Annotated in this window: 27 protein-coding genes; 19 read left to right on the top strand and 8 right to left on the bottom strand. The window is 69.3% G+C overall.

Annotated elements, in window-relative coordinates:
* Positions 1-136: 136 nt before the first annotated feature.
* The 5 genes from IBL25_RS27200 (at position 137) to IBL25_RS01515 (ending at position 3,460) form a co-directional block, all read left to right on the top strand.
* Positions 137-262: a hypothetical protein gene (locus IBL25_RS27200; protein WP_275295933.1), complete on the top strand. Its 126-nt coding sequence runs from the start codon at positions 137-139 to the stop codon at positions 260-262.
* Positions 255-1,268, top strand: a complete 1,014-nt coding sequence (locus IBL25_RS01530) for an aldo/keto reductase (protein ID WP_187776788.1) — start codon at positions 255-257, stop codon at positions 1,266-1,268. Before IBL25_RS27200 ends, IBL25_RS01530 begins: the two co-directional genes overlap by 8 nt.
* On the top strand, positions 1,265-2,140 hold the full coding sequence (locus IBL25_RS01525; protein WP_187776787.1) for an amidohydrolase family protein: 876 nt from the start codon (positions 1,265-1,267) through the stop codon (positions 2,138-2,140). The genes IBL25_RS01530 and IBL25_RS01525 overlap by 4 nt, the downstream gene beginning before the upstream one ends.
* Positions 2,134-2,577 (top strand): RbsD/FucU family protein, encoded by a 444-nt coding sequence (locus IBL25_RS01520; protein ID WP_187776786.1) that lies wholly within the window; start codon positions 2,134-2,136, stop codon positions 2,575-2,577. Before IBL25_RS01525 ends, IBL25_RS01520 begins: the two co-directional genes overlap by 7 nt.
* A 352-nt stretch (positions 2,578-2,929) precedes the next feature.
* Positions 2,930-3,460: a gamma carbonic anhydrase family protein gene (locus tag IBL25_RS01515; protein WP_187776785.1), complete on the top strand. Its 531-nt coding sequence runs from the start codon at positions 2,930-2,932 to the stop codon at positions 3,458-3,460.
* Positions 3,461-3,513: 53 nt separating this feature from the next.
* On the opposite strand, the gene IBL25_RS01510 is transcribed toward IBL25_RS01515, so the two are convergent.
* Genes IBL25_RS01510 through hmgA form a run of 3 tightly spaced genes read right to left on the bottom strand, consistent with a single transcriptional unit; the run spans position 3,514 to position 7,249 of the window.
* Positions 3,514-4,503 (bottom strand): Bug family tripartite tricarboxylate transporter substrate binding protein, encoded by a 990-nt coding sequence (locus IBL25_RS01510; protein WP_187776784.1) that lies wholly within the window; start codon positions 4,501-4,503, stop codon positions 3,514-3,516.
* Positions 4,504-4,546: 43 nt separating this feature from the next.
* Positions 4,547-5,881, bottom strand: coding sequence for a fumarylacetoacetase (fahA, locus tag IBL25_RS01505; protein WP_238940135.1), 1,335 nt, complete (start codon positions 5,879-5,881; stop codon positions 4,547-4,549).
* Between the two features lie 12 nt (positions 5,882-5,893).
* On the bottom strand, positions 5,894-7,249 hold the full coding sequence (gene hmgA / locus IBL25_RS01500) for a homogentisate 1,2-dioxygenase (protein ID WP_187776782.1): 1,356 nt from the start codon (positions 7,247-7,249) through the stop codon (positions 5,894-5,896).
* Between the two features lie 88 nt (positions 7,250-7,337).
* On the opposite strand from hmgA, the gene IBL25_RS01495 reads away from it, so the two are divergent.
* On the top strand, positions 7,338-7,811 hold the full coding sequence (locus IBL25_RS01495; protein WP_187776781.1) for a MarR family winged helix-turn-helix transcriptional regulator: 474 nt from the start codon (positions 7,338-7,340) through the stop codon (positions 7,809-7,811).
* 3 nt (positions 7,812-7,814) lie between these two features.
* On the opposite strand, the gene hppD is transcribed toward IBL25_RS01495, so the two are convergent.
* On the bottom strand, positions 7,815-8,945 hold the full coding sequence (hppD, locus tag IBL25_RS01490; protein ID WP_187776780.1) for a 4-hydroxyphenylpyruvate dioxygenase: 1,131 nt from the start codon (positions 8,943-8,945) through the stop codon (positions 7,815-7,817).
* Positions 8,946-9,062: 117 nt separating this feature from the next.
* Between hppD and IBL25_RS01485 the strand changes: the two genes are divergently transcribed.
* Positions 9,063-9,545, top strand: a complete 483-nt coding sequence (locus IBL25_RS01485) for an Lrp/AsnC family transcriptional regulator (protein WP_202986633.1) — start codon at positions 9,063-9,065, stop codon at positions 9,543-9,545.
* A gap of 13 nt (positions 9,546-9,558) precedes the next feature.
* On the opposite strand, the gene IBL25_RS27195 is transcribed toward IBL25_RS01485, so the two are convergent.
* On the bottom strand, positions 9,559-9,882 hold the full coding sequence (locus IBL25_RS27195; RefSeq protein ID WP_202986632.1) for an SDR family NAD(P)-dependent oxidoreductase: 324 nt from the start codon (positions 9,880-9,882) through the stop codon (positions 9,559-9,561).
* A gap of 170 nt (positions 9,883-10,052) precedes the next feature.
* Here IBL25_RS27195 and IBL25_RS01475 point away from each other — a divergent pair, with 170 nt between their 5' ends.
* From IBL25_RS01475 to IBL25_RS01455, 5 genes are read left to right on the top strand one after another with little or no spacing between them, the layout of a single operon-like run.
* The gene (locus IBL25_RS01475) at positions 10,053-10,820 is read left to right on the top strand and encodes an IclR family transcriptional regulator (RefSeq protein ID WP_187776778.1); all 768 of its coding nucleotides are present in this window, start codon (positions 10,053-10,055) and stop codon (positions 10,818-10,820) included.
* Positions 10,821-10,852: 32 nt separating this feature from the next.
* A complete protein-coding gene (locus tag IBL25_RS01470) occupies positions 10,853-12,163 on the top strand; it encodes an MFS transporter (RefSeq protein ID WP_187776777.1) in 1,311 nt (436 codons plus the stop codon).
* A gap of 13 nt (positions 12,164-12,176) precedes the next feature.
* Complete coding sequence (locus tag IBL25_RS01465) at positions 12,177-13,184, top strand: ketopantoate reductase family protein (RefSeq protein WP_187776776.1); 1,008 nt, start codon at positions 12,177-12,179, stop codon at positions 13,182-13,184.
* Positions 13,181-13,936, top strand: a complete 756-nt coding sequence (locus tag IBL25_RS01460) for an SDR family NAD(P)-dependent oxidoreductase (protein WP_367615523.1) — start codon at positions 13,181-13,183, stop codon at positions 13,934-13,936. The genes IBL25_RS01465 and IBL25_RS01460 overlap by 4 nt, the downstream gene beginning before the upstream one ends.
* Positions 13,937-13,968: 32 nt before the next feature.
* A complete protein-coding gene (locus tag IBL25_RS01455; RefSeq protein WP_187776775.1) occupies positions 13,969-14,871 on the top strand; it encodes a polysaccharide deacetylase family protein in 903 nt (300 codons plus the stop codon).
* A 160-nt stretch (positions 14,872-15,031) separates the two neighbouring features.
* Here the strand turns inward: IBL25_RS01455 and IBL25_RS01450 are convergent, their stop codons facing one another.
* Positions 15,032-16,651 (bottom strand): ABC transporter substrate-binding protein, encoded by a 1,620-nt coding sequence (locus IBL25_RS01450; protein ID WP_238940134.1) that lies wholly within the window; start codon positions 16,649-16,651, stop codon positions 15,032-15,034.
* 345 nt (positions 16,652-16,996) lie between these two features.
* Here IBL25_RS01450 and IBL25_RS01445 point away from each other — a divergent pair, with 345 nt between their 5' ends.
* The 6 genes from IBL25_RS01445 to IBL25_RS01425 all read left to right on the top strand — a co-directional run bounded on the left by IBL25_RS01445 (position 16,997) and on the right by IBL25_RS01425 (position 22,473).
* Positions 16,997-18,085 (top strand): ABC transporter substrate-binding protein, encoded by a 1,089-nt coding sequence (locus tag IBL25_RS01445; protein ID WP_187776774.1) that lies wholly within the window; start codon positions 16,997-16,999, stop codon positions 18,083-18,085.
* A complete protein-coding gene (locus tag IBL25_RS01440; RefSeq protein WP_187776773.1) occupies positions 18,085-19,083 on the top strand; it encodes an ABC transporter permease in 999 nt (332 codons plus the stop codon). The genes IBL25_RS01445 and IBL25_RS01440 overlap by 1 nt, the downstream gene beginning before the upstream one ends.
* Positions 19,084-19,118: 35 nt before the next feature.
* Entirely contained in the window at positions 19,119-19,862 is a 744-nt protein-coding gene (locus tag IBL25_RS01435; RefSeq protein ID WP_187776824.1) for an ABC transporter ATP-binding protein, read from the top strand.
* Positions 19,859-19,987 carry a hypothetical protein gene (locus IBL25_RS27190; protein WP_275295932.1) on the top strand — a complete coding sequence of 43 codons (129 nt, stop codon included), beginning with the start codon at positions 19,859-19,861 and terminating at the stop codon, positions 19,985-19,987. The genes IBL25_RS01435 and IBL25_RS27190 overlap by 4 nt, the downstream gene beginning before the upstream one ends.
* Before the next feature lie 101 nt (positions 19,988-20,088).
* The gene (locus IBL25_RS01430; RefSeq protein ID WP_187776772.1) at positions 20,089-21,402 is read left to right on the top strand and encodes an O-acetylhomoserine aminocarboxypropyltransferase/cysteine synthase family protein; all 1,314 of its coding nucleotides are present in this window, start codon (positions 20,089-20,091) and stop codon (positions 21,400-21,402) included.
* Between the two features lie 42 nt (positions 21,403-21,444).
* Complete coding sequence (locus IBL25_RS01425) at positions 21,445-22,473, top strand: isopenicillin N synthase family dioxygenase (RefSeq protein WP_187776771.1); 1,029 nt, start codon at positions 21,445-21,447, stop codon at positions 22,471-22,473.
* A gap of 88 nt (positions 22,474-22,561) precedes the next feature.
* Here IBL25_RS01425 and IBL25_RS01420 read toward each other — a convergent pair whose 3' ends face one another.
* Both IBL25_RS01420 and IBL25_RS01415 read right to left on the bottom strand, forming a co-directional pair.
* Positions 22,562-23,020 carry a MarR family winged helix-turn-helix transcriptional regulator gene (locus IBL25_RS01420; protein ID WP_187776770.1) on the bottom strand — a complete coding sequence of 153 codons (459 nt, stop codon included), beginning with the start codon at positions 23,018-23,020 and terminating at the stop codon, positions 22,562-22,564.
* A 71-nt stretch (positions 23,021-23,091) separates the two neighbouring features.
* Positions 23,092-24,429 carry a Rieske 2Fe-2S domain-containing protein gene (locus tag IBL25_RS01415; RefSeq protein ID WP_187776769.1) on the bottom strand — a complete coding sequence of 446 codons (1,338 nt, stop codon included), beginning with the start codon at positions 24,427-24,429 and terminating at the stop codon, positions 23,092-23,094.
* A gap of 270 nt (positions 24,430-24,699) precedes the next feature.
* Here IBL25_RS01415 and IBL25_RS01410 point away from each other — a divergent pair, with 270 nt between their 5' ends.
* Positions 24,700-25,680, top strand: a complete 981-nt coding sequence (locus IBL25_RS01410) for a PDR/VanB family oxidoreductase (protein WP_187776768.1) — start codon at positions 24,700-24,702, stop codon at positions 25,678-25,680.
* Position 25,681 lies beyond the last annotated feature (1 nt).

Genomic DNA, 25,681 nt, shown 5'->3' with positions numbered 1-25,681 from the left:
GCGGCAGAGTCGTCTGCCGCATGCTTCAGCTTCCGAAGGTTGGCTGGGGAGCGCGAAGTCGGGGGTGCATGGCCCTCGTCGTGGCGGCGCGGCCAGCCGGCACCATGGCGACACAGGCGGGATGGCGGTCTACAGCATGCTATTCATCAAGCGGGTGACCCGGAAATTGTCGGCGATGTCGCTGCCGGCGCTGACCCCAGGCATCGTGGCGCGGCTACAGGGCGCCAATGGGCGCGTGGCCGGGGTGGCGGAACATGGCTGAGCCCGCAACCCGCCCGCTCGGCCGTACCGGCATCCCGGTTTCCTGCATCGGCCTGGGCACGGCGCCATTGGGGGATCTCTACGCCCGGATGGATGAGCGCGCGGCGGTCGATACCGTGGCCACCGCCATGGCGCTGGGCGTGACGCTGCTGGACACCTCCCCCTTTTATGGCCATGGCCTGTCGGAGCATCGCTGCGGCACCGCGCTGCGCATCGCCGGGCGGCAGGGGGTGGTGCTTTCCACCAAGGTCGGGCGCTGGATGGAGCCACAGCGGGGGAGCGGCCCTGCCGCCGGCTTCGTCGGGGGCCTGCCGCACCGGGCGGTGGTGGATTATTCCTTCGACGGCACGCTGCGCAGCGTCGAGCAGTCCCTGCTGCGCCTGGGCACCGACCGGATCGATGTGCTGCTGATCCACGACGTGGATGTCTGGACCCATGGGGACATGATGGAGCAGCGCTTCCGCGAGGCCATGGAAGGTGCCTACCCGGCCCTGCACCGCCTGCGCGAGGAGGGTGTGGTGAAGGCCATCGGCGTCGGCGTCAACGAAAGCGAAATGTGCCTGCGCTTTGCCCATGCCGGCGACTTCGACACCATGCTGCTGGCGGGCCGCTACAGCCTGCTGGAGCAGGCGGCGCTGGATGAGTTCCTGCCGCTGGCGCTAGAGAAGGGTATCGGCGTCATGCTGGGCGGCGTGTTCAATTCCGGCGTGCTGGCGACCGGCGCCATCCCTGGCGCGAAGTACAATTACCGCGACGCGCCGCCCGAGATCCTGGAGCGCGTGCGGCGGATGGAGGCGATCTGCGCCGCCCATGCCGTGCGGCTCGCCGATGCGGCGCTGCATTTCGGGCTGGCGCATCCGGCGGTGGCCTCCGTCGTGCTGGGGGCTGGCAGCGCGGAGGAGGTGCGGCGCAACCTTTCCGCCCTGGAGCGGCCGGCGCCCGCCGCCTTCTGGGCGGAGATGCGCGAAGCCGGCCTGCTGCGCGCCGATGCGCCGGTGCCGGCATGAGCACGGCCCATCCGCCGCGCATCGACGCGCATCAGCACTACTGGGCCCTGTCCCGCGGCGACTATGGCTGGCTGCGGCCGGAGATGGTGCCGATCCACCGCGATTTCGGACCCTCGGACCTGGACCCGCTGCTGCGCGATGCCGGCATCGTCGGCACCATCGCCGTGCAGGCCGCGCCGACGGAAGCGGAGACGCGCTACCTGCTGGATCTGGCGGCTGGTTGCGGCACCATTCTCGGCGTGGTCGGATGGAGCGACCTGGAGGCCGCCGATGCGCCGGCCCGCATCCGCGCCCTGGCGGCGGACCCGCTGCTGCTTGGGCTGCGGCCGATGGTGCATGACATCGCCGACGAGGACTGGCTGCTCCGCCCGTCGCTGGGCCCTGCCGTGGCGGAGATGCAATCCCAGGGGCTGGTTTTCGACGCGCTGGTGCGCCCGCAGCATCTGCCCCGGCTGATCCGCTTCGCGCAGGCCCATCCCGGCCTGCCGGTGGTGATCGACCATCTCGCCAAGCCCGACATCGCCGCGGGGCGGGGATGGCCGGGCTGGAGCGCCTGGACCCGGGACATGGCCGCCCTGGCCGCCATGCCGCAGGTCAGTTGCAAGCTTTCCGGCATGGTCACCGAGGCCGGGCCGGGCTGGGACCTGGAGCGGTTGCGCCCCTTCGCCAGCCTTGCCCTGGAGCTCTTCGGGCCGGAACGGCTGCTCTGGGGCAGCGACTGGCCCGTGCTGCGCCTGGCCGGCAGCTACCAGCAATGGTGGCATGCCACGGCGGGCCTGCTGGCATCGCAGCCGCGGGCGGCACGGGATGCCGTCCTCGGCGGCAATGCGGCGCGGATCTACCTGAACCGGCGCGGGCGCAGGCCGTGCTGAAATCCATCCACCCCATCCTCTCGCCGGACCTGCTCTGGGTGCTGGCCTCAATGGGACATGGCGACGACCTGGTGCTGGTGGATGCCAACCATCCGGCCACCGCCATCGCGCACTGCACCGCATCGGGCCGCCTGGTCACCCTGCCGGGCCTGCGCATGGCTGAGGTGGCGGCGGCCATCCTGACCCTGCTGCCGATCGACGATTTCGAGCCCGCCCCCGTGCGCCGCATGGAAGTGGTGGGCGCGCCGGAGGAACTGCCGCCGGTGCAGCGCGAGGTGCAGGCGGAACTGGCCCGGGCCGTGCCGGGGCTGGAGATGCAAGGCATGGAACGCTTCGCCTTCTATGCAGCCGCGCGGATGGGCTTCGCCGTGGTGCAGGTCGGCGATGCCCGGCCCTATGGCTGCTTCCTGCTGCGCAAGGGCATCATCGCCGGCTGAACATGGCGGCCGGTGAAGCGGATGCCGGATGCTCCGCCCGCCGCTGGCGCGCCAGGGAAGCCCTTTCCGGAACCATGGCCGCCACGCCCCTCCCGCGCGTGCCAGGCGGTATGTCGCTGCCTTCGAGGCAGGCTCGGCGCGCGGCGAGAGCGTTGCCTATGGGGACGGTGAATTCATCGCATGGGCCTGGTGCCGCGGATGAAGCGCGGCGCCGCGCATCATGGGGCCGCGTCTGCCGGATCTTCCGGCCTCCGCGTGCCGCGGCGGCCCTCTTCGCCAAAGGCAGGCGGGGCTTGCCCCGAGGGGCCATATCCGCGTCGAATAGCCGAACAGAACAACCGGAGATGCCCCCATGCCCCTTTATGCCCTGGACGAGCACCAACCGACCCTGCCGGCATCCGGCCGCTACTGGCTGGCGCCGGATGCGCATGTGGTCGGGCAGGTCGTGCTGGGGGAGGATGTGGGCTTCTGGTTTGGCGCCGTCGCCCGCGGCGACAACAGCACCATCCGCATCGGCGACCGCACCAATATCCAGGACGGCGCCATGCTGCATGCCGATCCGGGCGCGCCGCTGACCATCGGCGCCGATGTCACGGTGGGCCACCATGCCATCCTGCATGGCTGCACGGTGGGCGACACCACCTTGATCGGCATGGGCGCCACGGTGTTGAACCACGCCCGCATCGGCAACCACTGCATTGTCGGCGCCAATGCGCTGGTGACGGAAGGCAAGGAATTCCCGGATTTCTCCCTGATCGTGGGTGCGCCCGCCAGGGTGGTGCGGGTGCTGGACGCGGCCGCGGTGGAAAAGCTGCGCGCTTCCGCGGCGGGCTATGTCGCCAATGCCCGACGCTTCGCCGCCGGGCTGCGGCGGATCGACTGAGCCGCCCCGCCCCCGCGCCCGCCAAGTGGCGCGGAGGGCAGAGGCGAGCCGCCTCAATCCAGCGTGATGCCGAGGCTGCGGATCAGCGGCACCCAGATCTCGCGCTCGGCCGCCAGCAGGGCGCGGAACTCCTCCGGCCCGCCTTCCAGCAGCTCGAGGCCGATGGATTGCAGCCGCGCCCGCGCGGCCTGGTCGGCCAGGGCACGGGCCAGTTCCGCCGTCAGGCGCTGCACCACGGCATCCGGGGTGCGGGCCGGCACCACCAGCCCCTGCCAGGCGGCGGCCTGGAAGCCGCGCAGGCCGAAGGCTTCCTCCACCGTGGGGATCTCCGGCAGCTCCGGGTGGCGGGTGGTGCCGCAGACCGCGATGGCACGCGCGCCGCGCCCGGCCTTCAGGTATTCGCCACCTGAGGGGATATCGAGGACCGCCGCCTCGAAGCGCCCGGCCAGCAGGTCGTTCATGGCCGGTGCCATGCCCCGGTAGGGAATGTGGTTGAGCTGGATCTTGGTCTCCCGCGCCAGCCGTTCCATGGTCAGGTGATGCGGGGAGCCGACGCCGGGGGAGCCATAGTCGATGGCGCCCGGCGCGCGCCGCGCCGCCTCCACCAGTCCGGCGCCATCGCGGATGGCGGAATCCTGCTTCACCGCCAGCACCAGCGGGAAGCGCGCCATCAGGCCGACGGGGCGGAAGTCCTTCTCAGGGTTATAGGACAGCTTGGAGAAGAGCGCGGGGTTGAAGACCAGCGTGCCATTGTCGGCGCTGAACAGGGTCAGCCCATCCGGTGCCGCATGGGCGGCGGCATCGGCGCCGATATTGGTGGCGGCGCCGGGGCGGTTGTCGATCACCACGGGCTGGCCCAGGGCGCGGGAGAGCGCGGCGCCCAGCACGCGTGCCAGCGTGTCCGTGCCGCCGCCGGCCGGATAGGCGACGATCCACTTTATCGGCGCCTCCGGCCAGGCGGCGCGGGCGGCCAGGGGCAGCATCCCGGCGGCCAGGGCGCCGAGGGCCAGCCGGCGGCGGCCGAGGGGAAGGACATTCTTCATTGGACGTGTTGCTTTCTTGCTTGTGGCGGCGGGCACTGCCTGTTCAGGCGGCGGGCAGGATGCGGGCGCGGCACTCCCCGAAGCCGATGGGGGCGGCGCCCGGCCGCGTGGCCCGGGCGCGCAGAATGACCTCGTCGCCATCCTCCAGGAAGCGGCGCGTCTCGCCGGAAGGCAGGGCGACAGGGTCCTGGCCACCCCGTGTGGTCTCCAGCAGGCTGCCGAAGCCGCCGGCCTCGGGCGCCGAGAGGGTGCCGGAGCCCAGCAGGTCCCCAGGGTTCAGGTCGCAGCCATTGCTGGTGTGATGCGCCACCATCTGCGCCACGGTCCAGTACATGTGGCGCGTGCTGGAGAGCGCGAGGCGGTGCGGTGCCAGGCCCTGCTGCCGCATCGCCGGCGTCAGGATCAGCGCTTCCAGTTGCAGGTCGAAGGCACCTTCGCGCTGGTCCGCCGCATCCAGCAGATAGGGCAGGGGGGCGGGGTCGCCTTCCGGCCGCGCGGGCTGCGGGATGCGGAAAGGCGCCAGGGCCTCCGGCGTCACCACCCAGGCGGAGACCGTGCTGCCGAAATTCTTGGCCAGGAAGGGGCCGAGGGGCTGGTATTCCCAGGCCTGGATGTCGCGCGCCGACCAGTCGTTGAGCAGGCAATAGCCCGCCACATGCTCCGCCGCCTCAGCCACCGGCACCGGCTCGCCCAGTGCATTGCCGGGGCCGATCCATATGCCGAGTTCCAGCTCGTAATCCAGCCGCTCGCAGGGCGCGAAGCGGGGGGCATCGGCGCCCGCGGCCTTCAACTGTCCCCAGGGCCGGCGGAGATCCGTGCCGCTGACACGCACGGAGGAAGCACGGCCGTGATAGCCGATTGGCACGTATTTGTAGTTGGGCAGCAACGGGTTATCGGGGCGGAAGACGCGGCCGACATGGGTGGCGTGATGAATGCCGACATAGAAGTCGGTGTAGTCGCCGATGCGCGCGGGCAGGTGCAGGCTGCAATCCGCCGCCGGATGCAGGCAGGGCTCGGCCTTGTGCCGGTCCGCGCTGCCGGCCGCCAGGATCTCCGACAGGCGTGCCCGCAGCGCGCGGCGCGGCGCGGCGCCGAGCGCCAGGAAAGGATTCAGGTTCCCGCCCGAGGCAGCCTCCGCCGCCCGTTCCGCCGCACCGCTGAAGAGCCCCGCACGCCGCGCGGCGGCGAGGTCGAGGATGCTGTCGCCGATGGCGACGCCGCCGCGCGCCGCCTCCTCCCCGGCCGGGGTGAAGGTGCCGAAAGGCAGGTTCTGGATCGGGAAATCGGCATGCGCATCCGCCCCCGGAACCCAGGAGCGCAGCGCTGGGTCATGGGTGGCGTCGAGGGCGGCGCGGCGCGGCGCCAGGGTGTCGCTCAAGGCCATCCGTCCTCAGGGGCGCGAAGGATCGAAATGCTTGCGCAGTTCATGGCCATAGCCGGCGTAATCCTTCTGGAACTGCGGCGCCTCGGCGGCATAGCGGGTGACGCGCTGCGGGAGGCGGGTCTCGAGCATGAAGGCCAGCGTGCCTTCCAGCTTGTGCGGCTTCAGCTCGGCATGGCTGGCGCCCTCGAAGGCATTCATGTCCGGCCCATGCGGCAGCATGCAATTGTGCAGGGAAAAGCCGCCCGGCACGAAGCCGCCGCCCGTCTTGGCGTCGTAGACGCCGTAGATCAGGCCCATGAACTCGCTCATGACATTCATGTGGTACCAGGGCGGGCGGAAGGTGTTCTCGGCCACCAGCCAGCGGTCGGGGAAGATCACGAAGTCGATATTCGCCGTGCCCGGCGTCTCGGAAGGCGAGGTCAGCACGGTGAAGATGGAAGGGTCCGCGTGGTCGAAGAGCACCGGTCCCACCGGGGAATAGCGGCGCAGGTCGTATTTATAGGGCGCGTAGTTGCCATGCCAGGCCACCACATCCAGCGGCGATTGCGCGAGATCCGCCCGCCACAGGTTGCCGCCCCATTTCACCACCAAGGTGGAAGGAGCCTCGCGGTCCTCGTAGGCGGCGACGGGGGTGAGGAAGTCGCGTGGATTGGCCAGGCAATTGGCGCCGATCGGCCCGCGCTCGGGCAGGGTGAAGGCGCCGCCGTAATTCTCGCAGAGGTAGCCGCGCGCCGGCTGCTCGTCATGCAGTTCCACCCGCAGCTTCACGCCGCGCGGGATGACGGCGATCTCGCCCGGCGCGATGTCGATGATGCCGAATTCGGTCCAGAGCCGCAGCGCGCCCTGCTGCGGCACGAAGAGCATCTCGGCATCGGCATTGTAGAAATACTCGTCCCGCATGGAGCGGGTGGCGAGATAGATGTGCGAGCCCATGCCGGATTGCGATGCCACGTCGCCGGCGGTGGTGATGGTGCGGATGCCCTCAATGAAGCTCAGGCTTTCCTCCGGCAGCGGGATCGGGTCCCAGCGCAGCGGCGCGAGCGGCATGTCCACCTCGGCGCAGGGTGCGCTGCGCCACAGCCCGGCATCCATCTTCCGGAACTGACCCCAATGCGCCACGGTGGGGCGGATGCGGTAGAGCCAGCTCCGCTCGTTGGTCGCGCGCGGCGCGGTGAAGGGGGAGCCGCTGAGCTGTTCCGCGTAAAGGCCATAGGCGCATTTCTGCGGCGAGTTGCGCCCGACCGGCAGCGCGCCGGGCAGGGCCTCGGTCTCAAAGCCATTGCCGAAGCCTGAAAGGTAGCCGGGGCTGCCCGGCGCGGCCGCTTGCGCCCCGGCGGAGCCGGGCCTGATGGAGACGTTCATCTGTTGTCCTCCCAGACGCGCGGCAGCGGCATTCCCACGCCACCCCGCCCGTTCTATATCGTCTCATATGAGATGAAAAGCTGAAACGATGCCCCCGAGCCAGCCCGAGGACGATCCGCTGATCCTGCAGGATTTCCTGCCTTATCGCCTTTCCGTGGTGACGGAGGCGGTCAGCAGCCTCTTCGCCACCCGCTACCAGGAACGCTTCGGGATCAGCATCCCGGAATGGCGCGTGGTGGCGGTGGTGGGGCAGCATGGCAGCCTGTCCACGCAGCAGGTGATCGAGCATACCGGCATGGACCGCGTGCGCGTCAGCCGCGCCGTGATCCGCCTGGCCGACAAGGGCCTGCTGGACCGCCGCGCCCATCCGCAGGACCAGCGGGCGCAGATGCTGCGGCTCAGCCGCCAGGGGCGCGCCGTGTACCGGCAGATCGTGCCCCTGGCACGGGACCTGCAGGCCGCGCTGGCCGCCGCGCTGACGGAAGCGGAGCAGCGGCAGCTCGGCGCCATCCTGGAAAAGATCGGCCGGCGCACGCGGCAGCTCTCCGGCGCGCCGCAGTGAAGCCTACTCCGCCGCCGGGGCCGGTTGCCGGCTGCCGATGACGCCGCGGCGCACCTGGTCTTCCTCGATGCTCTCGAAGAGCGCGCGGAAATTGCCCTCGCCGAAGCCATCATCCCCCTTGCGCTCGATGAACTCGAAGAAGACGGGCCCGATGACATTGCCGGAGAAGATCTGCAGCAGCAGCCGCGCCTTCTTGTGCTCCACCACACCTTCGCCATCCACCAGGATGCCGTTCTTCTTCAGCCGCGCCAGGTCCTCGCCATGACCGGGCAGGCGGGCGTCGACGCGCTCGTAATAGGTGTCGGGCGGCGAGGGCATGAAGGTTAGCCCGCTTTCCCGCAGCCCCTCGATGGTCCCGTAGATGTCGTTGCAGCCGCAGGCGATGTGCTGGATGCCCTCGCCCTTGTATTCCCGCAGGTATTCCTCGATCTGGCTTTCGTCATCCGCGCTTTCGTTCAGCGGGATGCGGATGCGGCCGTCCGGGCTGGTCAGCGCGCGGGAGAAGAGGCCGGTGTATTCGCCCTTGATGTCGAAGTAGCGGATCTGCCGGAAGTTGAAGAGCTTGTTGTAGAAGGCGTACCAGACATCCATGCGGCCGCGATAGACGTTGTGCGTCAGGTGGTCGATGTAGAAGAGGCCGGCGCCCTGTGGGGCAGGTTCGCGCTCGCCCAGCCACTCGAACTCGGCGTCGTAGGTGGAGCCCTTGTCGCCGTAGCGGTCCACGAAATAAAGCAGGCTGCCGCCGATGCCCTTGATGGCGGGCAGGTCCATGGTCCTGTCGCCATCCGCCGGGTCCGCTGCCTCGGCACCCAGTTCCAGCGCCCGCTGATAGGCATGCTGCGCATCGACGACGCGGAAGGCCATGGAGGGCACACAAGGGCCATGCGCCTCGCTGAAGCGGAGGGCATGGCTGCCCGGCTCCTCATTCAGCAGGTAGTTGATGTCGCCCTGCCGGTAGAGCGTCACGGCCTTGCGGCGGTGCCGGGCAACGGCCGTGAAGCCCATCTGCCGGAACAGGGCGTGCAGCTTCTCCGGCTCGGGATGGGCGAATTCAACGAAGGCGAAGCCATCGGTGCCCATCGGGTTGTGGTCGCTGATGGTGGGACGCGGCGCGTCGTGCGGGAAGGGACCCATCCGCTGCTTCCTTTATCTTGGACCGGGAAAGCCTATCGGATACGCCGCGCAACAGGTGTGCAAAGCGGCTCAGCCTGCCTAGGATAACACATGATTTGTGCATGAAAGGCGCGATCCATGCATGCGATGGTTCATCTGGACAGCTTCGACCTACGCCTGCTCTTCGCCCTCCAGGATGACGCGCGGCTGACCAACCAGCAGCTTGGCGAGCGCGTCGGCCTGTCCGCCTCGCAATGCTCGCGCCGCCGCGCGGCGCTGGAGGCCGCCGGATTCATCCGTGGCTATCGCGCGGAACTGGCGGCGGAGGCGCTGGGGCTGCGGGTCCTGGCCTTTATCCAGGTGACGCTGACGGCCCATAGCGGCACCAATTCCCGCCGCTTCCGCGACCTGCTGGCGATGGTGGAGGAAATCCAGGAAGCCTATGCCATGACCGGTGATACCGACTACCTGCTGAAGGCTATCGTGCCGGACCTGAAGGGCCTGTCGCGGCTGGTGAATGAGACGCTGTTGGCCCATGACAGCGTGGCGCGCGTCCGCTCCTCCATCGTGCTGGAAAAGCTGAAGGACAGCGGGCGCCTGCCTCTGCAGCAGGAGGCTTAGCGCCGCTGGCGGCTCAGTCCTGCGCGGTGGAGCGGATCACGATGCTTCCACCTCCGGCGGCTGTTCGATCGCGCTCCCGGGCGGCCGCCTTCGCCGCTTCGCCGGTCATGGCTTCCGCGAAACCGGTGGCCGCCATGCCGGGCGATACCTCGGTGACGCGAAGCTGCGCGGCAGCTTCGCGTAGGGCTTCCGTGATGGTGCGAACCACGTTCTGGGTGGCGGCATAAGCGCCCACGGCCGGGAGGTTCCGCAGCCCCGCCATCGAGATAGCATTGACGGCATGGCCGCTCCCCCGCCGTTGGAAGACCTGCGGCGCGGCGGCGGATGGCTTCGTCACCCGGCGGGTGAAGCCAAAGCCAGAGCAGCATACAAGATCGCGGACAGCGGGCACCGGCCGGTCCATTCCCGCCAGTGCTGCCGGGACACTTGGCCAGAGGAAGGCGACTCTTGACAGAGTGGAGGGGCCTTTTCTAGCGTTGTTCGGATGAATGAACAGAGTTCAGGATTTTGAACGACACGGTACGCTCCGCGGCCCGGGTGCTCGACCTGCTGGAGCATCTGGCGGGCCGGGCCGAAGGCGTTTCGCTGAGCGAGCTGGCCGCGGCGCTCGCCCTGCCGAAAAGCAGCGCCCTGATGCTGCTGCGCACCCTGGCCGCGCGCGGCTATGTCACGCGGGACGCCGCGGACCGCTACGCCCTGAACGAGTTGTTCCGCCAGCATGGCTTCGGATGGGGCGGGCAGCACCATGCCCGGCTGATGGCCCATGCCAGGCCCATCATGGAGCAGCTCTGCGATGAGGTGGGCGAGACCGTGTTGCTCGGCGTGGCCGAGAACAACAGCGTCCGCTCCCTCTGCAAGGTCGTGTCGCAGCAGATGCTGCGCTATGACTTCGACATCGCGAACCGCTCGCCGCTTTACTGCACCGCCATGGGGCGGGTGCTGACGGCCTTCGCTCCCGCCGACCAGGCCGAGGCGATGCTCGGCGCCGCACCGCGCATCCAGCATACGCCGAGCACCGTCACCGACCTCGCCGCCCTGCGCCGCATCATCGCCCGAATCCGCGAGGAAGAGATCGCCGTTGTCGAGGAGGAATGGGTGCTGGGCGGCACCGGCGTCGCCGTGCCGGTCTTCCTGCCCCAGGGCGGCATCGCGGCGGCGCTGGATGTCGGCTGCGTCACCCAGCGCTTCCTGGCCAAGCGCGACCATCTCACCGCCCGGCTGCGCGCCGCGGGCCAGCGCCTGACCCAGGCGCTGGGCACGCCCGCTCCGGCCTGACACCCCAAACCTGACATTCGGGAGGAAACCACATGGCTAATGGCACCGCCGCCGTGCCCGCGCCGGAGGGAGGCAAGCTCTCCTTCGCGGAGCGCCGCCGGCAACTGGCCGCCGCCTGCATCGGCAATGTGCTCGAATACTATGACTTCGTCGTCTATGCCTATCTGGCCACCACCATCGGCCACAAGTTCTTCCCCAGCGACAATGAGACGGCCGGCCTGCTCGCCTCCTTCGCCGCCTTCGGCGTCGGCTTCCTGGCGCGGCCGCTCGGCGGCATCGTCATCGGCCGCCTCGGCGACAAGAAGGGCCGCAAGGCCGCGCTGCTGATCACCATCTTTGGCATGGCGCTGGGCACCGTCGGCATCGGCCTGCTGCCGACCTACGAGACTATCGGCCTGATGGCGCCGGTGCTGCTGGTGCTGATGCGGCTGATCCAGGGCCTGGCCGCGGGTGGCGAATGGGGCGGGGCCACCGCCTTTATCGTGGAATCCGCGCCCGAGGGCCGGCGCGGCCTCTTCGGCGGCATCGGCCAGGCTTCCATCGCCGCCTCCAACCTGCTCAGCAGCGTCGTTGTCGCCATTGTCGCCGGCATCTTCACGCCGGACGAGATGCGGGACTGGGCCTGGCGCGTGCCCTTCCTGCTGGGCGGCATCCTGCTGCCGGTCGGCATCTACATGCGGCGGAACCTGAAGGAAACGCCGGCCTTCGTGGAAGCGCAGCAGGCGCCGCAGAAGGCCCGCGAGCCCCATGACCTCGGCAGCCCGCTCGTGCTGCTGGGCAAGGCCTTCGGCTTCACCGTGGTCTGGACCGTCTCCTACTACATCATGCTCAGCTACATGCCGACCTTCCTGACCAAGGAAGCCGGCCTGACGCAGTCCCAGGCGCTCTGGGGCAATTCCATCGCCCTGGTGGTGCTGGTGGTGGCCACGCCCTTCTTCGGCTGGTGGTCGGACCGCATTGGGCGCAAGCCGCTGCTGCTGGCCTGCTGCGCCGCCTTCGCCGTCCTGCCCTACCCGCTGTTCAGCGTGATCCTGTCCTCGCCCTCGCTGGCGACGATCGTGGCCATCCAGATTGTCTTCAACCTGTTCATCGCCGCCTTCTCCGGCGCCGGGCCCTCCGCCCTGTCGGAACTCTTCCCCACCCATTCGCGCACCACGCTGATGTCCACCGGCTACAGTGTGGCCGTGGCCATCTTCGGCGGCTTCGCGCCCTTCATCGCCACCTGGCTGATCTCCAGCACCGGCTCCTCGATCTCGCCCACCTACTACCTGATCTTCTCGGGCGTCGTGTCGGGGCTGGTGATCTGGGGCTTCCGCGAAACCGCCCATGAAAAGCTGCGCTGAGGAAAACGAGACCATGAGCGAACCTGTTCTCATCTGGGGCGCCGGCGCCATCGGCGGCACTTTCGGGGCCGCGCTGGCCCGCGCCGGGCGCGACGTCACCTTTGTCGATGTGGTGCCGGAGCATGTGGCGGCGATCCGCGAGGGCCTGCGCATCACCGGCCCGGTGGACCCCATGACCGTCGCCGCCCCCGCCTTCTTGCCGCAGGAGCTAAAGGGCCAGTGGAAGCGCGTCTACCTGGCGGTGAAGGCGCACCACACCGAGGAAGCGGCGCGCGCCCTGGCGCCGCATCTGGCGCCGGACGGCCATGTCGTGTCCCTCCAGAACGGCCTTTGCGAGTCCATCATCGCGGGCGTCGTCGGCGCCGAGCGCACGGTGGGCGCCTTCATCAACTTCGGCGCCGACTGGATCGCGCCGGGCGAGATCCTCTACGGCAACCGCGCCGCCTTCGTGGTGGGCGAGCTGGACGGGCGGGTGACGGAACGCCTGAAGGACATCCTTGAGGAAGCCAAGCTTTTTGAGCCCGATGCCATCCTGACCCAGGACATCGCCGCCTATCTCTGGGGCAAGCTGGCCTATGGCTCGCTGCTCTTCGCGCAGGCGGTGGGGCAGCTCGGCATCGCCGATTGCCTCGCCCGGCCGGAGCTGCTGCCGCTGTGGCGCGCCCTGGCCGGCGAGGTGCTGCAGGTCGCGGCGGCGGAAGGCGTCTCGCCGCTCGGCTTCAACGGCTTCGACCCCGCCGCCTTCCGCCCCGGCGCCACCGAGGAACAGGCGCGGGCCAGCGTCGAGGCCATGGTTGCCTTCAACCGCCCCAATGCAAAGACCCACTCGGGCGTGTGGCGCGACCTCGCGGTGCGCAAGCGCCGCACGGAGGTGGATGTGCAGATCGCACCCGTGGCCGCGCTCGGCGCCAAGCACGGCATCCCCTGTCCGGCCCTGAACGGCCTGGTCCGTTGCATCCATGAGATCGAGGCCGGCAAGCGCCCGATGGACGACGCCAACCTGCTGGAGATCCTGCCGTGACCGCGCTGGACTTCACCGGCCGGACGGTGGCGGTCAGCGGCGCCGCCATCGGCTTCGGCCGCGCCATCGCCCGGATGTTCCGTGACCACGGCGCTACCGTGCATGGCTGCGACATCCGCCCGGAAACGCAGGAGGCGCTGGCCGCCGAGGGCATCCAGGGGCAGCGGGTGGACCTCACGGACCGCGCCGCCGCCGCCGCCTGGGTCCGCTCGGTGGAGGCCGCCGCTGGCGGGCCGGTCGATGTGCTGGTCTGCAATGCCGGCGGCGTCGCGGGCCAGGCCATGAAGCCACTGGAGAACGTGGCGGATGAGGAATTCGACCGCGTGGTCGCGATCAATCTCGGCGCCGCCTTCTCGCTCTGCCGCGCCGCGGTGCCGGGGATGAAGGCGGCCGGGCAGGGTGCCATCGTCACCATCACCTCGGGTGCCGCGCTGCAGGCCTCGCTGACGGGTGTGCAGGCCTACTGCGCCTCCAAGCACGCGCTGCTGGGGCTGACGCGGCAACTGGCGCATGAGCTGGGCCCGCATGGCATCCGGGTGAACAGCGTGGCGCCGGGCTTTGTCCGCACCAACGAGGCGACGGAGCGGCAATGGGCGTCCTACAGCCCGGAAAAGCAGCGCCAGATCGTCGAGAACGTGGCGCTCAAGCGCCTCGGCACGGCCGAGGAGATCGCCAAGGCGGTGCTCTTCCTGGCTTCCGACCTGGCCAGCTTCGTCAATGGGCAGGTGCTGTCCGTGGATGGCGGCAAGTGAGCGCGGGCGGTTCATCGAAAGGAGGAGGTATCATGCCGGATCATACCCAACTGGAACCCTGGCAGTGGCCGGAGCCGCATTGGCGCGGGCTGGTGGACCAGGTCCGCGCCGGCCGGCGCTACCGCCCGGCGCGCTGGAAGAACGGCGCCCGCGCCGCCTTCGCCCTCTCCTTCGACGCTGACCACGAGACCAACGAGCTGCGCGACGGCGGCAAGTCCATCGGCCGCCTGGCCTGGGGCCAGTACGGGCCCCGCGTCGGCATGCCGCGCATCCTCAAGCTGCTGCGCCAGCACGACGTGCCCGCCACCTTCTACGTGCCCGCCGTCGCCGCGCTGCTGCATGAGGAGGAGCAGCGCCAGGTGATCGCCGAGGGCCACGAGATCGGCATCCATGGCTGGATTCACGAGCTGAATTCCGTGCTGCCCTATGAGGCGGAGCGGGAGCTGATGCTGCGTTCGGCCGATACGCTGGAGAAGATCACCGGCAAGCGTCCCGTGGGGCTGCGTACACCGTCCTGGGACTTCAGCCCGAACACCCTGCGGATCGAGCGGGAGATGGGCCTGCTCTACGACTCATCCCTGATGGCGGATGAGGATTGCTACGAGCTTCTGCTGGAAGGCGAGGCCACCGGCATCGTCGAGCTGCCGGTGGAATGGGTGCGGGATGACGCGGTATATTTCATGATGCACCGCTTCCAGTCGCTGCGGCCTTACACGCCGCCGGAAGCCGTGTTCGACATCTTCCGCCGCGAATTTGACGCGGCCTATGAGGATGGCGGCCTGTTCCAGCTCACCACGCATCCGCATATCATCGGCTACCGCTCGCGCATCTGGATCATCGACGAGTTGATCCGCCACGCGAAGTCCAAGGGCGATGTGTGGTTCGCCACCCATGCCGATGTCGCGGCCTTTGCCAAGGAAAATGTCGCCGAGTGATGGCGGCCGGTGCCGCACCTTGCCGGAATGACTCCAGCGAGGTGCGGGCAGGAACGGTTTCACAGAACCAGGGCTGCCATGGCCGGCGGGCGATGAGGCGGAAGCGGAATGCCTTTGGCTGCCAGTCCCGCCCCCTGCCGCCGAACTTGCCCCCGGCACATCAGCGCCGCGCCGGCCGCACGGAGGCGGCGAGCGTCTGCTCATCAGCCCTTGCCTCATAGACGAGGTCCTGCCGCGTGGCCCAGGCATTCTTCAGCAGGAACAGCGGCAGGATGCCGAGGTCGCTGGCACCGATCTGCACCGCCTGCCGCAATGCCGCCTCCCGCGCATCGTCATTCATGATGGCGATGGCGCGGCTGGTGAGGGCGTCGAGCTCGGGATTGCTGTAGCGGCTGAAATTCGGCGAGCCCCAGCCCTTCTGCCGGTCATAGGTGCCGAGCACGTTGCGCAGCAGGTAGGAGGCCTCGCCGGTGGAACTGCCCCAGCCGCCCAGGCGGAAGCCGAATTCCTGCTTCGGGCCACGTGCGAGATAGGTGGCCCAGGGCAGCGCCTCCACCTCCGTCCGCACGCCGATACGCGTCCAGAACTGCGCCACGGCCTGGGCGGTCCTGGCATCGCCGGGATAGCGGTCATTGGGGGTGGAGAGGGTGACGCGGAAGCCCTGCGGGAACCCCGCCTCGGCCAGCAGCCGGCGCGCGGCCGCAGGATCGGCGCGCGTGGGCCGGACATCGGGATTATGGGAATAGGTGCCCTCCGGCAGCCACTGGCCGGTCGGGATGGCGGTGTTCTCCATCACCCGCTCGGCCAGCGCCGCGCGGTCGATGGCCAGGTCCAGCGCGCGGCGGACCCGCAGGTCCAGGAAGGGGTTGCGCTCCAGCGGCTCGCCCTCGGGGCCGCTGACGCCCGGCGGCTGCCCCTCGCGTGAGAAATCCGCCTGCAGATAGATCAGCCGCATGCCCGGGATCTCGCTGACACGCAGATGCGGGTCGCGCTTCAGGCGCGCGAGATCGTTGCCTGGCACCTGGTCGATCACATCGACGTCGCCGGAGAGGATGGCGGCGCTGCGGGCGCCGTTGTTGGGCAGGAAGCGGTAATCCACCTCGGCCCAATGCGGCCGGCCGCCCCAGTAGCTGTCGTTGCGCGCGAAGGCCGCGCCCTGCCCGGGCTGGTAACGGACGAAGCGATAGGGGCCGGTGCCGATGGCGGCCTTGCCGCTGTTGTAATCCTCCGGCGCCGCGCCGGTGCCGGCGTGGCGTGAGATGATCTGCACGCTGGCGAGGTCATTGGGCAGCAGCGGATGCGGCTGCGCGGTGTGGAGGCGGAGTGTGCGCTCGTCCACCACCTCGACGCGCATGATCGGCTTCACGGCGCCGGAAAAGCCGCCGCTGCTGCCGGGCACATTCGGCACGCGCCCAATCGTGAAGGCGATGTCCTCGGCCACCAGCGGCCGGCCGTCGTGCCAGAGCACGCCGGGGCGCAGGCGGAACTCCCAGACCGTGTCGCTGATGGCCCGCCAGCTTTCGGCTAGCCCCGGGCGTAGCCGAAGCTGCGCGTCGCGTGCCACCAGCGGCTCAAAGACATGCCCGGTCATCGCGAAGTTGGATGTGGTGTTGGAGATATGCGGATCGGCCGAGCTGACCGGACTGGCGGCGCCGATCCGCAGCGCCTGCCCCATGGCCGGCATAGTCTGCAAAGCGATACCCGCCAGCAGCAGCGCCCGGCAGCACTGGGGCATCCAACGGCGGAGGGCCGGAGATGCGGGCGGGATAGCATGCGGCATGTCTGAAAGCATCCAGTGAGGTTGGGACCTCAAGCGTGTGGGCTGATCGCCATTAATCAACTTCTTAAAGCAGGATAATTCCATAAGGAGCATTTAGAAAAGTTGATTTTGCCACGAAGTTCTCCGGTGGGGATGAAGGCCGGAAAATCATGCTCTTCTCCGGCGCCCTAGTGAATGGCGCATTCTCCGCACCCTGCTCCAAGACGCGCCCTAAGGCTCATTCCACAGCAATTATGGCCTGCAGATGCCAGGGGACGGTGGCTCTTCCAGATTGACTCATGATCCATAGTGGAATTCTGTAATAGCGAGAAATAACCGTTTAACCACTGCCGCTCAGGAGACACCATGTCACGCCCGTCTGAACCACCGCTTCGCCGCCGCCGTCTTCTCACTGCCCTGGGCAGCCTCGGCCTCGCCGCGCCGCTGGCCGGTTTCGCGCCGCTCGGCGCCGAGCGCCGTGCCTTCGAGGCCATGTTGGAAGGCACGCCGCGCTGCTTGGTGCCCACCAACGCCGCCACTCCGGCCGTTGCGCCGCGCAAGCTGACGCTGGCCTGGAACGCCACCTCCATCTGCACATCCCCAGCCGAGGTCGCGCGCCGCAGCGGCATCCTCGCCAAGCACGGGCTGGAGGTGGAACTGGTGAATTTCGGCGGCTCCACGGAGGCGCTGCTGGAAGCCATCGCCACCCGCAAGGCCGATGCCGGCGTCGGCATGGCGCTGCGCTGGCTGAAGCCGCTGGAAATGGGCTTCGACGTCAAGATCACCGCCGGCACGCATGGCGGCTGCATGCGGTTGGCCGGCCCGGCTTCGGCGGGGTTGACGGAGAATGTCGAATCCCTACGCGGCAAGACTATCGCCGTCAGCGACATGGCCGGTGCCGACAAGAACTTCTTCTCCATGCTGCTGAAGCGGCGCGGCATCGATCCGGACAAGGACGTGACCTGGCGCGTCTTTCCGCCGCATGTCTTCAGCCTGGCGCTGGAGCGCGGGGAAGCGCATGCCTTCGCCGCCGGCGACCCGGTGGCCTGGACGCTGGTGCGCGACAAGCAGTTGGTGGAGGTCGCCACCAATCTTTCCGGTGAATGGGCCGATCGCGCCTGCTGCATCATCGGCGTCTCCGGCGCGCTGGTGAAGAACGAGCCGCAGGTGGCCGCCCGCCTGACGCGCGCGCTGATCGAGGCGCAGCACCTGGCGGCGCATGACATCGGCCTCGCCGCCGATGCCTTCATGGACTACGCGCCGGGACGCGTGAACCGTGACGACCTGATCGCCATGCTGAAGAGCCACACGCATGGCCATAGCCCGGCGGGCGCCGATATCCGGCGCGAGATCGAACTCTATGCGGAGGAGCTGAAGTCGGTCGGCGTGATGCGCGCCAATACCGACCCGCGGCGCTTCGCCGCCCGTGTCACCGCCGATGTGCTGAGCGTGTGATGAGCGGCGCCGTGATCACCGAGGGGCTCGGCCCCTCCGCTTCCACCGCCCGCGGCGGCTTCTGGCTGGGCGGGCTGCTGGCCGGCGCCGTCTGGGTCGGTGCCGCGCTGGTCGTGTCCTGGCTGCCGGATGCCATCGAGGTCGGCCGCACACGGGAGCTCGGCCTCGCCGCGCTGGCGCTGGGCGTGGCGCTGCTGCTGGCCGGCCTGGCCGCGCCGCTGCTGGGCGCCACCGGCCTGCGGCTGCGCAAGGCTGGACCATGGCTCACCGTGCTCGGCTTCGCCATGCTGGCCTGGGAACTGCTGACGGCGAAATGGGCGCTGCTGCCGCTGCCCTTCTTCGCTTCCCCGCAGGGGCTGCTGGAAGTCTATCTGGAGGACTGGCCGCGCCTCGGGGAAAGCGTGCTGCGTTCCCTCTGGCTGCTGCTGACAGGCTATGCCATCGGCGCGGCGGCGGGGTTCGTCGCCGGCGTGGCCCTGGGCTGGTCCCGGGCCATTGGCTACTGGGTGCACCCGGTGCTGCGGCTGGTCGGCCCGCTACCGGCCACCGCCTGGCTGCCTGTCGCCTTCTTTGTCTTTCCCTCCAGCGGCAGTGCCAGCACCTTCCTGGTGGCACTGGCCACCTGGTTCCCGGTGACGGTGCTGACCTGGTCCGGCGTCGCCGGCGTCAACAAGGCCTATTACGACATCGCCCGCACCCTGGGCGCCAGCCAGCGCTTCCTGGTGCTGAAGGTCGCCGTGCCGGCCGCGCTGCCGCAGGTCTTCGTGGGCCTCTTCATGGGGCTCGGCGCTTCCTTCTCCGTGCTGGTGGTGGCGGAGATGCTGGGCGTAAAAGCCGGGCTCGGCTGGTACCTGCAATGGGCCCAGGGCTGGGCCGCCTACGGCAACATGTATGCGGCGCTGCTGGTGATGGCGCTGATGTGCTCCGGCCTTGTCACGCTGCTGTTCAAGGGGCGGGACCGGCTGCTGGCCTGGCAGAAGGGGACGGTGCGGTGGTGAGCGCGGCAATCCAACAGCAGGCCTCCGCCGCCGGCATGGCGCTGGCGGTCCGCGAGGCCTCCCAGGCCTTCCAGCTTGAAGGCAAGCCCTTGCCGGTGCTGGACAAGGTGTCCCTGGATGTGCAGCCGGGCGAATTCGTGGCGCTGCTCGGCCCCTCCGGCTGCGGCAAGTCCACGCTGCTGCGGCTGCTGGCCGGGTTGGACCGGCCCACGGGCGGCACGGTGGCAGGCGATGGCGCGCCGATCACCGCGCCGGACCCTTCCCGCGTGCTGGTCTTCCAAGACCCCACGCTCTACCCCTGGCGCACGGTGCGCGCCAATGTGGCGCTCGGGCTGGAAGCACGCGGGCTGCTGAAGAGCCATGGCCGCCGCGTGCAGGAAGCCATCGACCTCGTGGGTCTCACGGGTTTCGAGACGGCCTATCCGCACCAGCTCTCGGGCGGCATGTCGCAGCGCGTGGCGCTGGCCCGGGCGCTGGTGAACGACCCGCGCCTGCTGCTGCTGGATGAGCCGCTGGGCAAGCTGGACAGCCTGACCCGCCTCTCCATGCAGGCGGAACTGGTGCGGCTGTGGCAGCGCTCCGGCCTGACGGCGCTGCTGGTGACGCATGACGTGGAGGAAGCGCTGATCCTGGCGCAGCGCGTCATTGTCTTCTCGCCGCGCCCGGCACGCATCACGGCCGAGCTGGTGGTGGACCGGCCTTACCCGCGCCACCGGGACGACCCGCATCTGGTGGCCCTGCGCCGCCAGGCGCTGGGCCTGCTCGGGCTCGCGGATTGAGGGGGCTGGCGCTCCGGGTCGTGCTGGCGCTGGGCCTCGTGCTGCTGGCTGTCCGGCAGCTCGGCCTCGTCGCGTCCCCGGTGCCGGAGCGCCTCCTTTCCCTGGTCTCGGTGAAGGCGCCGTGACGCCTCTGTCCCGGCCCCTGCGCGGCGTGATGGCGGGGCGATGTCGGCCGCCGCCCCGCCTGCCCCTCCATCACCTGAATCCCTCGCGAGGAATCGCTGACATGTCCGACGAAAGCCTGCACCCGGAAACCCTGGCCCTGCATGCCGGCTGGCGTGCCGACCCGACTCATGGCGCGGTCGCCGTGCCGATCTACCAGACCACCTCCTTCCGGTTCGAAAGCAGCGAGCAGGCGCGCAGCCTCTTCGCGCTGGAGCAACTGGGCTTCATCTATTCCCGCACCGGCAATCCCACGGTGGATGTGCTGGAACAGCGCCTGGCCGCGCTGGAAGGCGGGGCGGGCGCGCTGGCGCTGGGTTCGGGCCAGGCGGCCTCGGCCTTCGCGGTGCTGGCCCTGGCGCGGGCGGGGGACAATATCGTCTCCTCCACCGACCTTTACGGCGGCACCTGGAATCTTTTCAGCAATACGCTGAAGCGCCAGGGCATCGAGGTCCGCTTCGTCGATCCCGCCGACCCTGACAATTTCCGCCGCGCCACCGATGACCGTACCCGCGCCTATTATGGCGAGACGCTGCCCAACCCGAAGCTGGTGGCCTTCCCCATCGCCGAGGTGGCGGCCATCGGGCGGCCCCTCGGCATCCCGCTGATCCTGGACAACACGGCGGCGCCGCTGCTGGCGCGGCCCTTCGAGCATGGCGCGGCCATCGTGGTGTATTCCGCCACCAAGTATCTGGGCGGCCATGGCACCAGCATCGCCGGCGCGGTGATCGACAGCGGCCGTTTCGACTGGACCGCCGTGCCCGCGCGGCAGCCCGCCCTGAACGAGCCGGACCCGAGCTACCACGGCGCCGTCTGGACGGAGGCGGCGCCGAAGCTGGGCGTGGCGCCCTATATCGCCGCCGTGCGCTCCTCCGTGCAGCGGGACCTGGGCGCGCCGCTCTCGCCCTTCAATGCCTTCCAGATCCTGCAGGGGATCGAGACCCTGCCGCTGCGCATCCGGCGCCATAGCGAGACGGCCGCGACCGTCGCCGCCTGGCTGAGCCGCCAGCCCGGCGTGGCGCGGGTGATCCATCCTTCCCTGCAGGCCGGTGAGGCGCGGGAGCGCGCCAGGCGCTACCTCGCCGGCGGCTTCGGCGGGCTGGTAGGCCTGGAGCTGGCGGGCGGGCGGGAGGCCGGGCAGCGCTTCATCGATGCGCTGCGGCTGCTCTACCACGTCGCCAATATCGGCGACGCGCGCAGCCTCGCCATCCATCCGGCCAGCACCACGCATAGCCAGCTCTCGCCCGCCGAACAGGCCCAGACAGGCGTGACGCCCGGCTATGTGCGGCTGTCGATCGGGCTGGAGCATCCGGACGACATCCTGGCCGACCTGGCACGCGGCCTGGCTGCGGTCGGCGGCCTCGCCGCGGCGGCCTGAGCGGCCCGGCCTTCACCTGATTCCAGAGAGGAACCCAGCACCATGTCCGCCAGCATCGACCTTGCCGCCAGGGCCTGCCTGCCGCTGCTCGACATCAGCCGTCTCGACGGCGCGCCGGAAGACCGCGCCGCCTTCCTGGAGGAACTGCGTCAGGCCGCCCGTGAGGTCGGCTTCTTCTACCTCGCCGGTCACGGCGTGCCGGCCGGGCTGGAGGCGCGGGTGCGCGATGTCTCCCGCCGCTTCTTCGCCCTGCCGGAGGCGGAGAAGCTGAGGGTGCAGATGATCCATTCCCCGCATTTCCGCGGCTACAACCGCGCCGGGCTGGAACTGACGCGGGGCAAGCCCGACTGGCGCGAGCAGTTCGACGTGCATGCCGAGCGCGAGGCCCTGCCGATCGGCCCCGATACGCCGCCCTGGGCGCGGCTGCAGGGCCCCAATCTCTGGCCAGACGAGGCGCTGCCGGAACTGCGGCCCACGCTGCTGGAATGGCAGGCGCGGCTGACGGAGGTCGCCATCCGCCTTGTGCGTGCCTTCGCCGAGGCGCTGGTGGGCGACCCGGAGGCGCTGGAGGAGATCTATGCCGGCTCTCCCAACCAGACCATGAAGATCATCCGCTATCCCGGCCGCGTGACGGAGGATGCGGACCAGGGTGTGGGCGCGCACAAGGACAGTGGGCTGCTGACCTTCGTGCTGCAGGACGATGCCGGCGGGTTGCAGGCGGAAACGGCGGAAGGCTGGGTGGATGCCGTGCCGCTGCCCGGCACCTTCGTGGTGAATATCGGGGAGTTGCTGGAACTGGCCTCCAACGGCTACTTGAAGGCCACCGTGCACCGCGTGGTCAGCCCCCCTTCGGGGCGTGACCGGTCTTCCATCGCTTTTTTCCTGGGCGCGCGGCTGGATGCCGAGGTGCCGCTGCTGGCGCTGCCGCCGGCCCTGGCCGCCGAGGCACAGGGCCCCGCCAGCGACCCGGAGAACCCGCTCTTCCGCAATGTGGGCGCGAACTACCTGAAGGGCCGCCTGCGCTCGCATCCCGACGTGGCGCGGCGCTACCACGCCGATCTCCTGGGCTAAGCGGCAGGCCCTCCGCAGCCGCCCGGCCTCGGGCGGCATGGCGAGGCGCCAGGGGCAAGCCCCTGCGCGGGCTGCCCGCGGCAAGGGCTCAGGATGGAAAGTTGGCCCTGGCCCGCCGGAGGAGGGCGCGGAACATCCGCGCCTCGTCCTCGGTCATGTTCCCGACGGCCGCCAGATTGACGGCATGCGCCTCGGGCACCAGCCGCTCCCGCAGCTCGTGGCCCGCCTGGGTGAGAAACAGGAAGACCTTGCGCTTATCCGTCTCGGACCGCACCCGGCGGATCCAGCCCTGGGTCTCCATGCCGCGCAGGGCGGCCACGGCGGTGGGCTCCATCATGCCGACCCGGCGCGCGAGGTCGCGCTGCGTCAGGCCGTCCTCCTCCCACAGCACGCGCAGGAAGTACCAGGCGCCGAGCGCCACGTCATATTCCTGCAGCCTGGCCTGCAGGTGCCGCTGGATCGCGCGGTTCAGGTCCCGCACCAGGAAGCCGACGCTCTGATCGAAGGGGAGGGAATCCGTCAGGGTGGTATCCTGCGTGGTTGGCATGGCGCAGGTTACACCGAAACGGGCCCGGCCGGTATCCGGCCGGGCGGTGAGGGGCGCCACCGGCCCCGCGCTCAGAGAGCGGCCTGGGCCATGGCCTTCTCGTCTTCCTCCTCCTCCATGCCGCTGAGATAGGCCACTTCCTCCTCGGACGCGCCGAGGGTGCGCCAGTTCTCCGTCTTCGGCACCACGCCCTGGTAGGAGCGCAGCTTGGCCTGCGGCAGGTGCGGCGCCTCCAGCCCGATGGGGGCGGCGCCGGCGCTATGGCGCGCCACGGCATCCAGCATGATGCGGCGGAACTGGATCACCGCGATGTCGCTGGCGCCCAGCCGTTCGGAGGTGCGGTCCGCGATCGGGCCCATGGACTCCCACATGGCGATGTCCTGGTTGGGAATGCCGGGGATGCCGGTGAAGGAATTCCCCGTCTTCATCAGCGCGCGGTCCTGCAGGTAGTCGTTGGAGGCATGCCGCTTCATGGGGCGGAAGTCCTCGTCGACATCGACGCCCACCTCCGCCACGCAGAACTTGCGCCAGGCGGCGGTGCTGATGGCCTCCCGGCTCTCGTGCCAGGCGATAAAGTGGAAATAGCTGCTGGTGTCGTCGCGCGGCACGATGACGCTGGCGACGTTGTAGGTGGAATTGGGCGGGATCAGCGCCGTGAAGGGCGCGACGAAGGTGGTGATCCGCACATAATCCTGCGTCGCCGCGTTCATGATGGGGCGGCGGATGGCGGCATAGCGCATGCCGTAATTCGTGACCTGCACCTGGATGCGCGGGTTCTTGTCCGTGGAAGGCCGCACCCAGTGCGTGTCCAGCGCCGTCGCTTCCCCGCGGGCGGGGCGCATGTCGGAGGAATGCAGGGAGGAGGAATGGGCGCTGTCGATCTGCCCTTCCATGATCTGCGCCCAGTTGCAGGGCAGCTGGATGCGCACGATGGCGGCCTGCGCTTCCGGCGTCGGCGCCCAGGGCGGCGGCTCGAATTCCGGCATGGCATCGGCGGGGCCCATATAGACCCAGACGAAGCCGCCGGCTTCCCGCGCCGGATAGGACTTGTGCTTCACCCGCTCGGCGAAGCCGCTTTCCTTGGGCTCGGAAGGCATGTCCACGACATTGCCTTCCACGTCGAACTTCCAGCCATGATACAGGCAGCGCAGCCCGCAGTTCTCGTTGCGCCCGAAGGCGAGGGACGCCTTGCGGTGCGGGCACATCTCGCCCAGCACGCCCAGCCGCCCTTCGCTGTCGCGGAAGGCGACCAGCTTCTCGCCGAACAAGGTCAGGCGCACCGGCTTGCCATCGGGCTCGGCCAGTTGCTCGGACAGCAGGGCGGGCACCCAGTGGCGGCGCATCAGCTGGCCCATGGGGGCATCGCCCTCCACGCGGCACAGGGTTTCGTTCTCCTCGGCGGTCAGCATGCTTGGCGCGTCCTTCCCATGGGCCGGGTGCTGGGATGGTCATGGCACCGGCAGAAAGCTTAGGTCTCTAATGTTCTTAGCGGCGGCATTCTCGTCAAGAGGTTTATGTTTTAGCCAGAGGTAACTTTAAAACCAATGAGAATGCCTCTCATTATCGCAAATAATGCTGTTGAACCAGCCCAGCGTCACAAAGCCCTTGCGCTTATAAACTTAGGTATCTAACTATAACCGCAGGCGGCAATCGGAAGACCGTCTGAGGAAACCTGTTCCATGCTCCACGCACCGGAAGCGGATGCGGAGCTGATGACCCTGCGCGTGGCCCGGGCCGAGCCCGCCGCCGATGGCATCCAGCTCTTCGAACTGCGCCACCCGCAGGGGGCGGACCTGCCGCCCTTCACGCCGGGCGCGCATCTCTCGGTCCGCGTGCCCTCCGGGGCCATGCGCAATTATTCCCTTTGCAACGACCCGCATGAGCGGGACCGCTACGTCATCGCCGTGAAGCGGGAGGAAGGCGGCAGGGGCGGCTCCACCGGCCTGATCGACGGTACCCAGGTGGGCGGCAGCCTCGATGTCTCGGCCCCGCGCAATCTCTTCGAGCTGGACCTGCGCGCGCCGGAATACATCTTCGTCGCCGGCGGCATCGGCATCACGCCCATCCTGGCCATGATCCGCTACCTGCAGGCCGAGGGCGGCAAGCCCTTCCGCCTCTTCTATCTCACCCGCGCCGCCGGCGGCACCGCCTTCCGAGCCGAGATCGCCGCCCCGGAATTCGCCGGCACGAATGCCGTGGTGCTGCACCACGACGAGGGCGACCCGGAAAAGGCCTATGACCTCTGGCCGGTCTTCGAGGAACCGACCGGCGCTCACATCTATTGCTGCGGCCCGCGCCCGCTGATGGATGCGGTGCGCGACATGACCGGCCATTGGCCGGAAGAGGCCGTGCATTTCGAGGATTTCGGCTCGGACCTCGTCCGCCCGCGTGCCGATGACAAGCCTTTCTCCGTGAAGCTCGGCCCGGATGGCGCGCCGCTAGAGGTGCCGGTGGGCACCACCATCCTGGAGGTGCTGCGCGCCCATGGCCGCAAGCTGCCGTCCTCCTGCGAAAGCGGCACCTGCGGCACCTGCCGCACCCGCTACCTGTCCGGCGAGGTGGACCACCGCGACCTGGTGCTGACGCCGGCGGAGCGGAAATCGGCGCTGATGATCTGCGTCTCCCGCGCCAGGTCCGATACGCTGGTGCTGGACCTCTGAG

The organism is Pseudoroseomonas ludipueritiae (genome assembly GCF_014490445.1).
In the GTDB taxonomy this organism is placed as follows: Bacteria; Pseudomonadota; Alphaproteobacteria; order Acetobacterales; family Acetobacteraceae; genus Pseudoroseomonas; species Pseudoroseomonas ludipueritiae.
This window is presented reverse-complemented; position numbering and strand designations above follow the sequence as displayed.

What these genes read in the sequence shown, in the direction of transcription:
- IBL25_RS27200 (WP_275295933.1), top strand. Translation starts at nt 137, where the DNA reads ATGCTATTCATCAAGCGGGTGACCCGGAAATTGTCGGCGATGTCGCTG.
- IBL25_RS01530 (WP_187776788.1), top strand. Translation starts at nt 255, where the DNA reads ATGGCTGAGCCCGCAACCCGCCCGCTCGGCCGTACCGGCATCCCGGTT.
- IBL25_RS01525 (WP_187776787.1), top strand. Translation starts at nt 1,265, where the DNA reads ATGAGCACGGCCCATCCGCCGCGCATCGACGCGCATCAGCACTACTGG.
- IBL25_RS01515 (WP_187776785.1), top strand. Translation starts at nt 2,930, where the DNA reads ATGCCCCTTTATGCCCTGGACGAGCACCAACCGACCCTGCCGGCATCC.
- IBL25_RS01510 (WP_187776784.1), bottom strand. Translation starts at nt 4,503, where the DNA reads ATGAAGAATGTCCTTCCCCTCGGCCGCCGCCGGCTGGCCCTCGGCGCC.
- hmgA (WP_187776782.1), bottom strand. Translation starts at nt 7,249, where the DNA reads ATGAACGTCTCCATCAGGCCCGGCTCCGCCGGGGCGCAAGCGGCCGCG.
- IBL25_RS01495 (WP_187776781.1), top strand. Translation starts at nt 7,338, where the DNA reads ATGCCCCCGAGCCAGCCCGAGGACGATCCGCTGATCCTGCAGGATTTC.
- hppD (WP_187776780.1), bottom strand. Translation starts at nt 8,945, where the DNA reads ATGGGTCCCTTCCCGCACGACGCGCCGCGTCCCACCATCAGCGACCAC.
- IBL25_RS01485 (WP_202986633.1), top strand. Translation starts at nt 9,063, where the DNA reads ATGCATGCGATGGTTCATCTGGACAGCTTCGACCTACGCCTGCTCTTC.
- IBL25_RS01470 (WP_187776777.1), top strand. Translation starts at nt 10,853, where the DNA reads ATGGCTAATGGCACCGCCGCCGTGCCCGCGCCGGAGGGAGGCAAGCTC.
- IBL25_RS01465 (WP_187776776.1), top strand. Translation starts at nt 12,177, where the DNA reads ATGAGCGAACCTGTTCTCATCTGGGGCGCCGGCGCCATCGGCGGCACT.
- IBL25_RS01455 (WP_187776775.1), top strand. Translation starts at nt 13,969, where the DNA reads ATGCCGGATCATACCCAACTGGAACCCTGGCAGTGGCCGGAGCCGCAT.
- IBL25_RS01450 (WP_238940134.1), bottom strand. Translation starts at nt 16,651, where the DNA reads ATGCCGCATGCTATCCCGCCCGCATCTCCGGCCCTCCGCCGTTGGATG.
- IBL25_RS01445 (WP_187776774.1), top strand. Translation starts at nt 16,997, where the DNA reads ATGTCACGCCCGTCTGAACCACCGCTTCGCCGCCGCCGTCTTCTCACT.
- IBL25_RS01440 (WP_187776773.1), top strand. Translation starts at nt 18,085, where the DNA reads ATGAGCGGCGCCGTGATCACCGAGGGGCTCGGCCCCTCCGCTTCCACC.
- IBL25_RS01435 (WP_187776824.1), top strand. Translation starts at nt 19,119, where the DNA reads ATGGCGCTGGCGGTCCGCGAGGCCTCCCAGGCCTTCCAGCTTGAAGGC.
- IBL25_RS01430 (WP_187776772.1), top strand. Translation starts at nt 20,089, where the DNA reads ATGTCCGACGAAAGCCTGCACCCGGAAACCCTGGCCCTGCATGCCGGC.
- IBL25_RS01425 (WP_187776771.1), top strand. Translation starts at nt 21,445, where the DNA reads ATGTCCGCCAGCATCGACCTTGCCGCCAGGGCCTGCCTGCCGCTGCTC.
- IBL25_RS01420 (WP_187776770.1), bottom strand. Translation starts at nt 23,020, where the DNA reads ATGCCAACCACGCAGGATACCACCCTGACGGATTCCCTCCCCTTCGAT.
- IBL25_RS01415 (WP_187776769.1), bottom strand. Translation starts at nt 24,429, where the DNA reads ATGCTGACCGCCGAGGAGAACGAAACCCTGTGCCGCGTGGAGGGCGAT.
- IBL25_RS01410 (WP_187776768.1), top strand. Translation starts at nt 24,700, where the DNA reads ATGCTCCACGCACCGGAAGCGGATGCGGAGCTGATGACCCTGCGCGTG.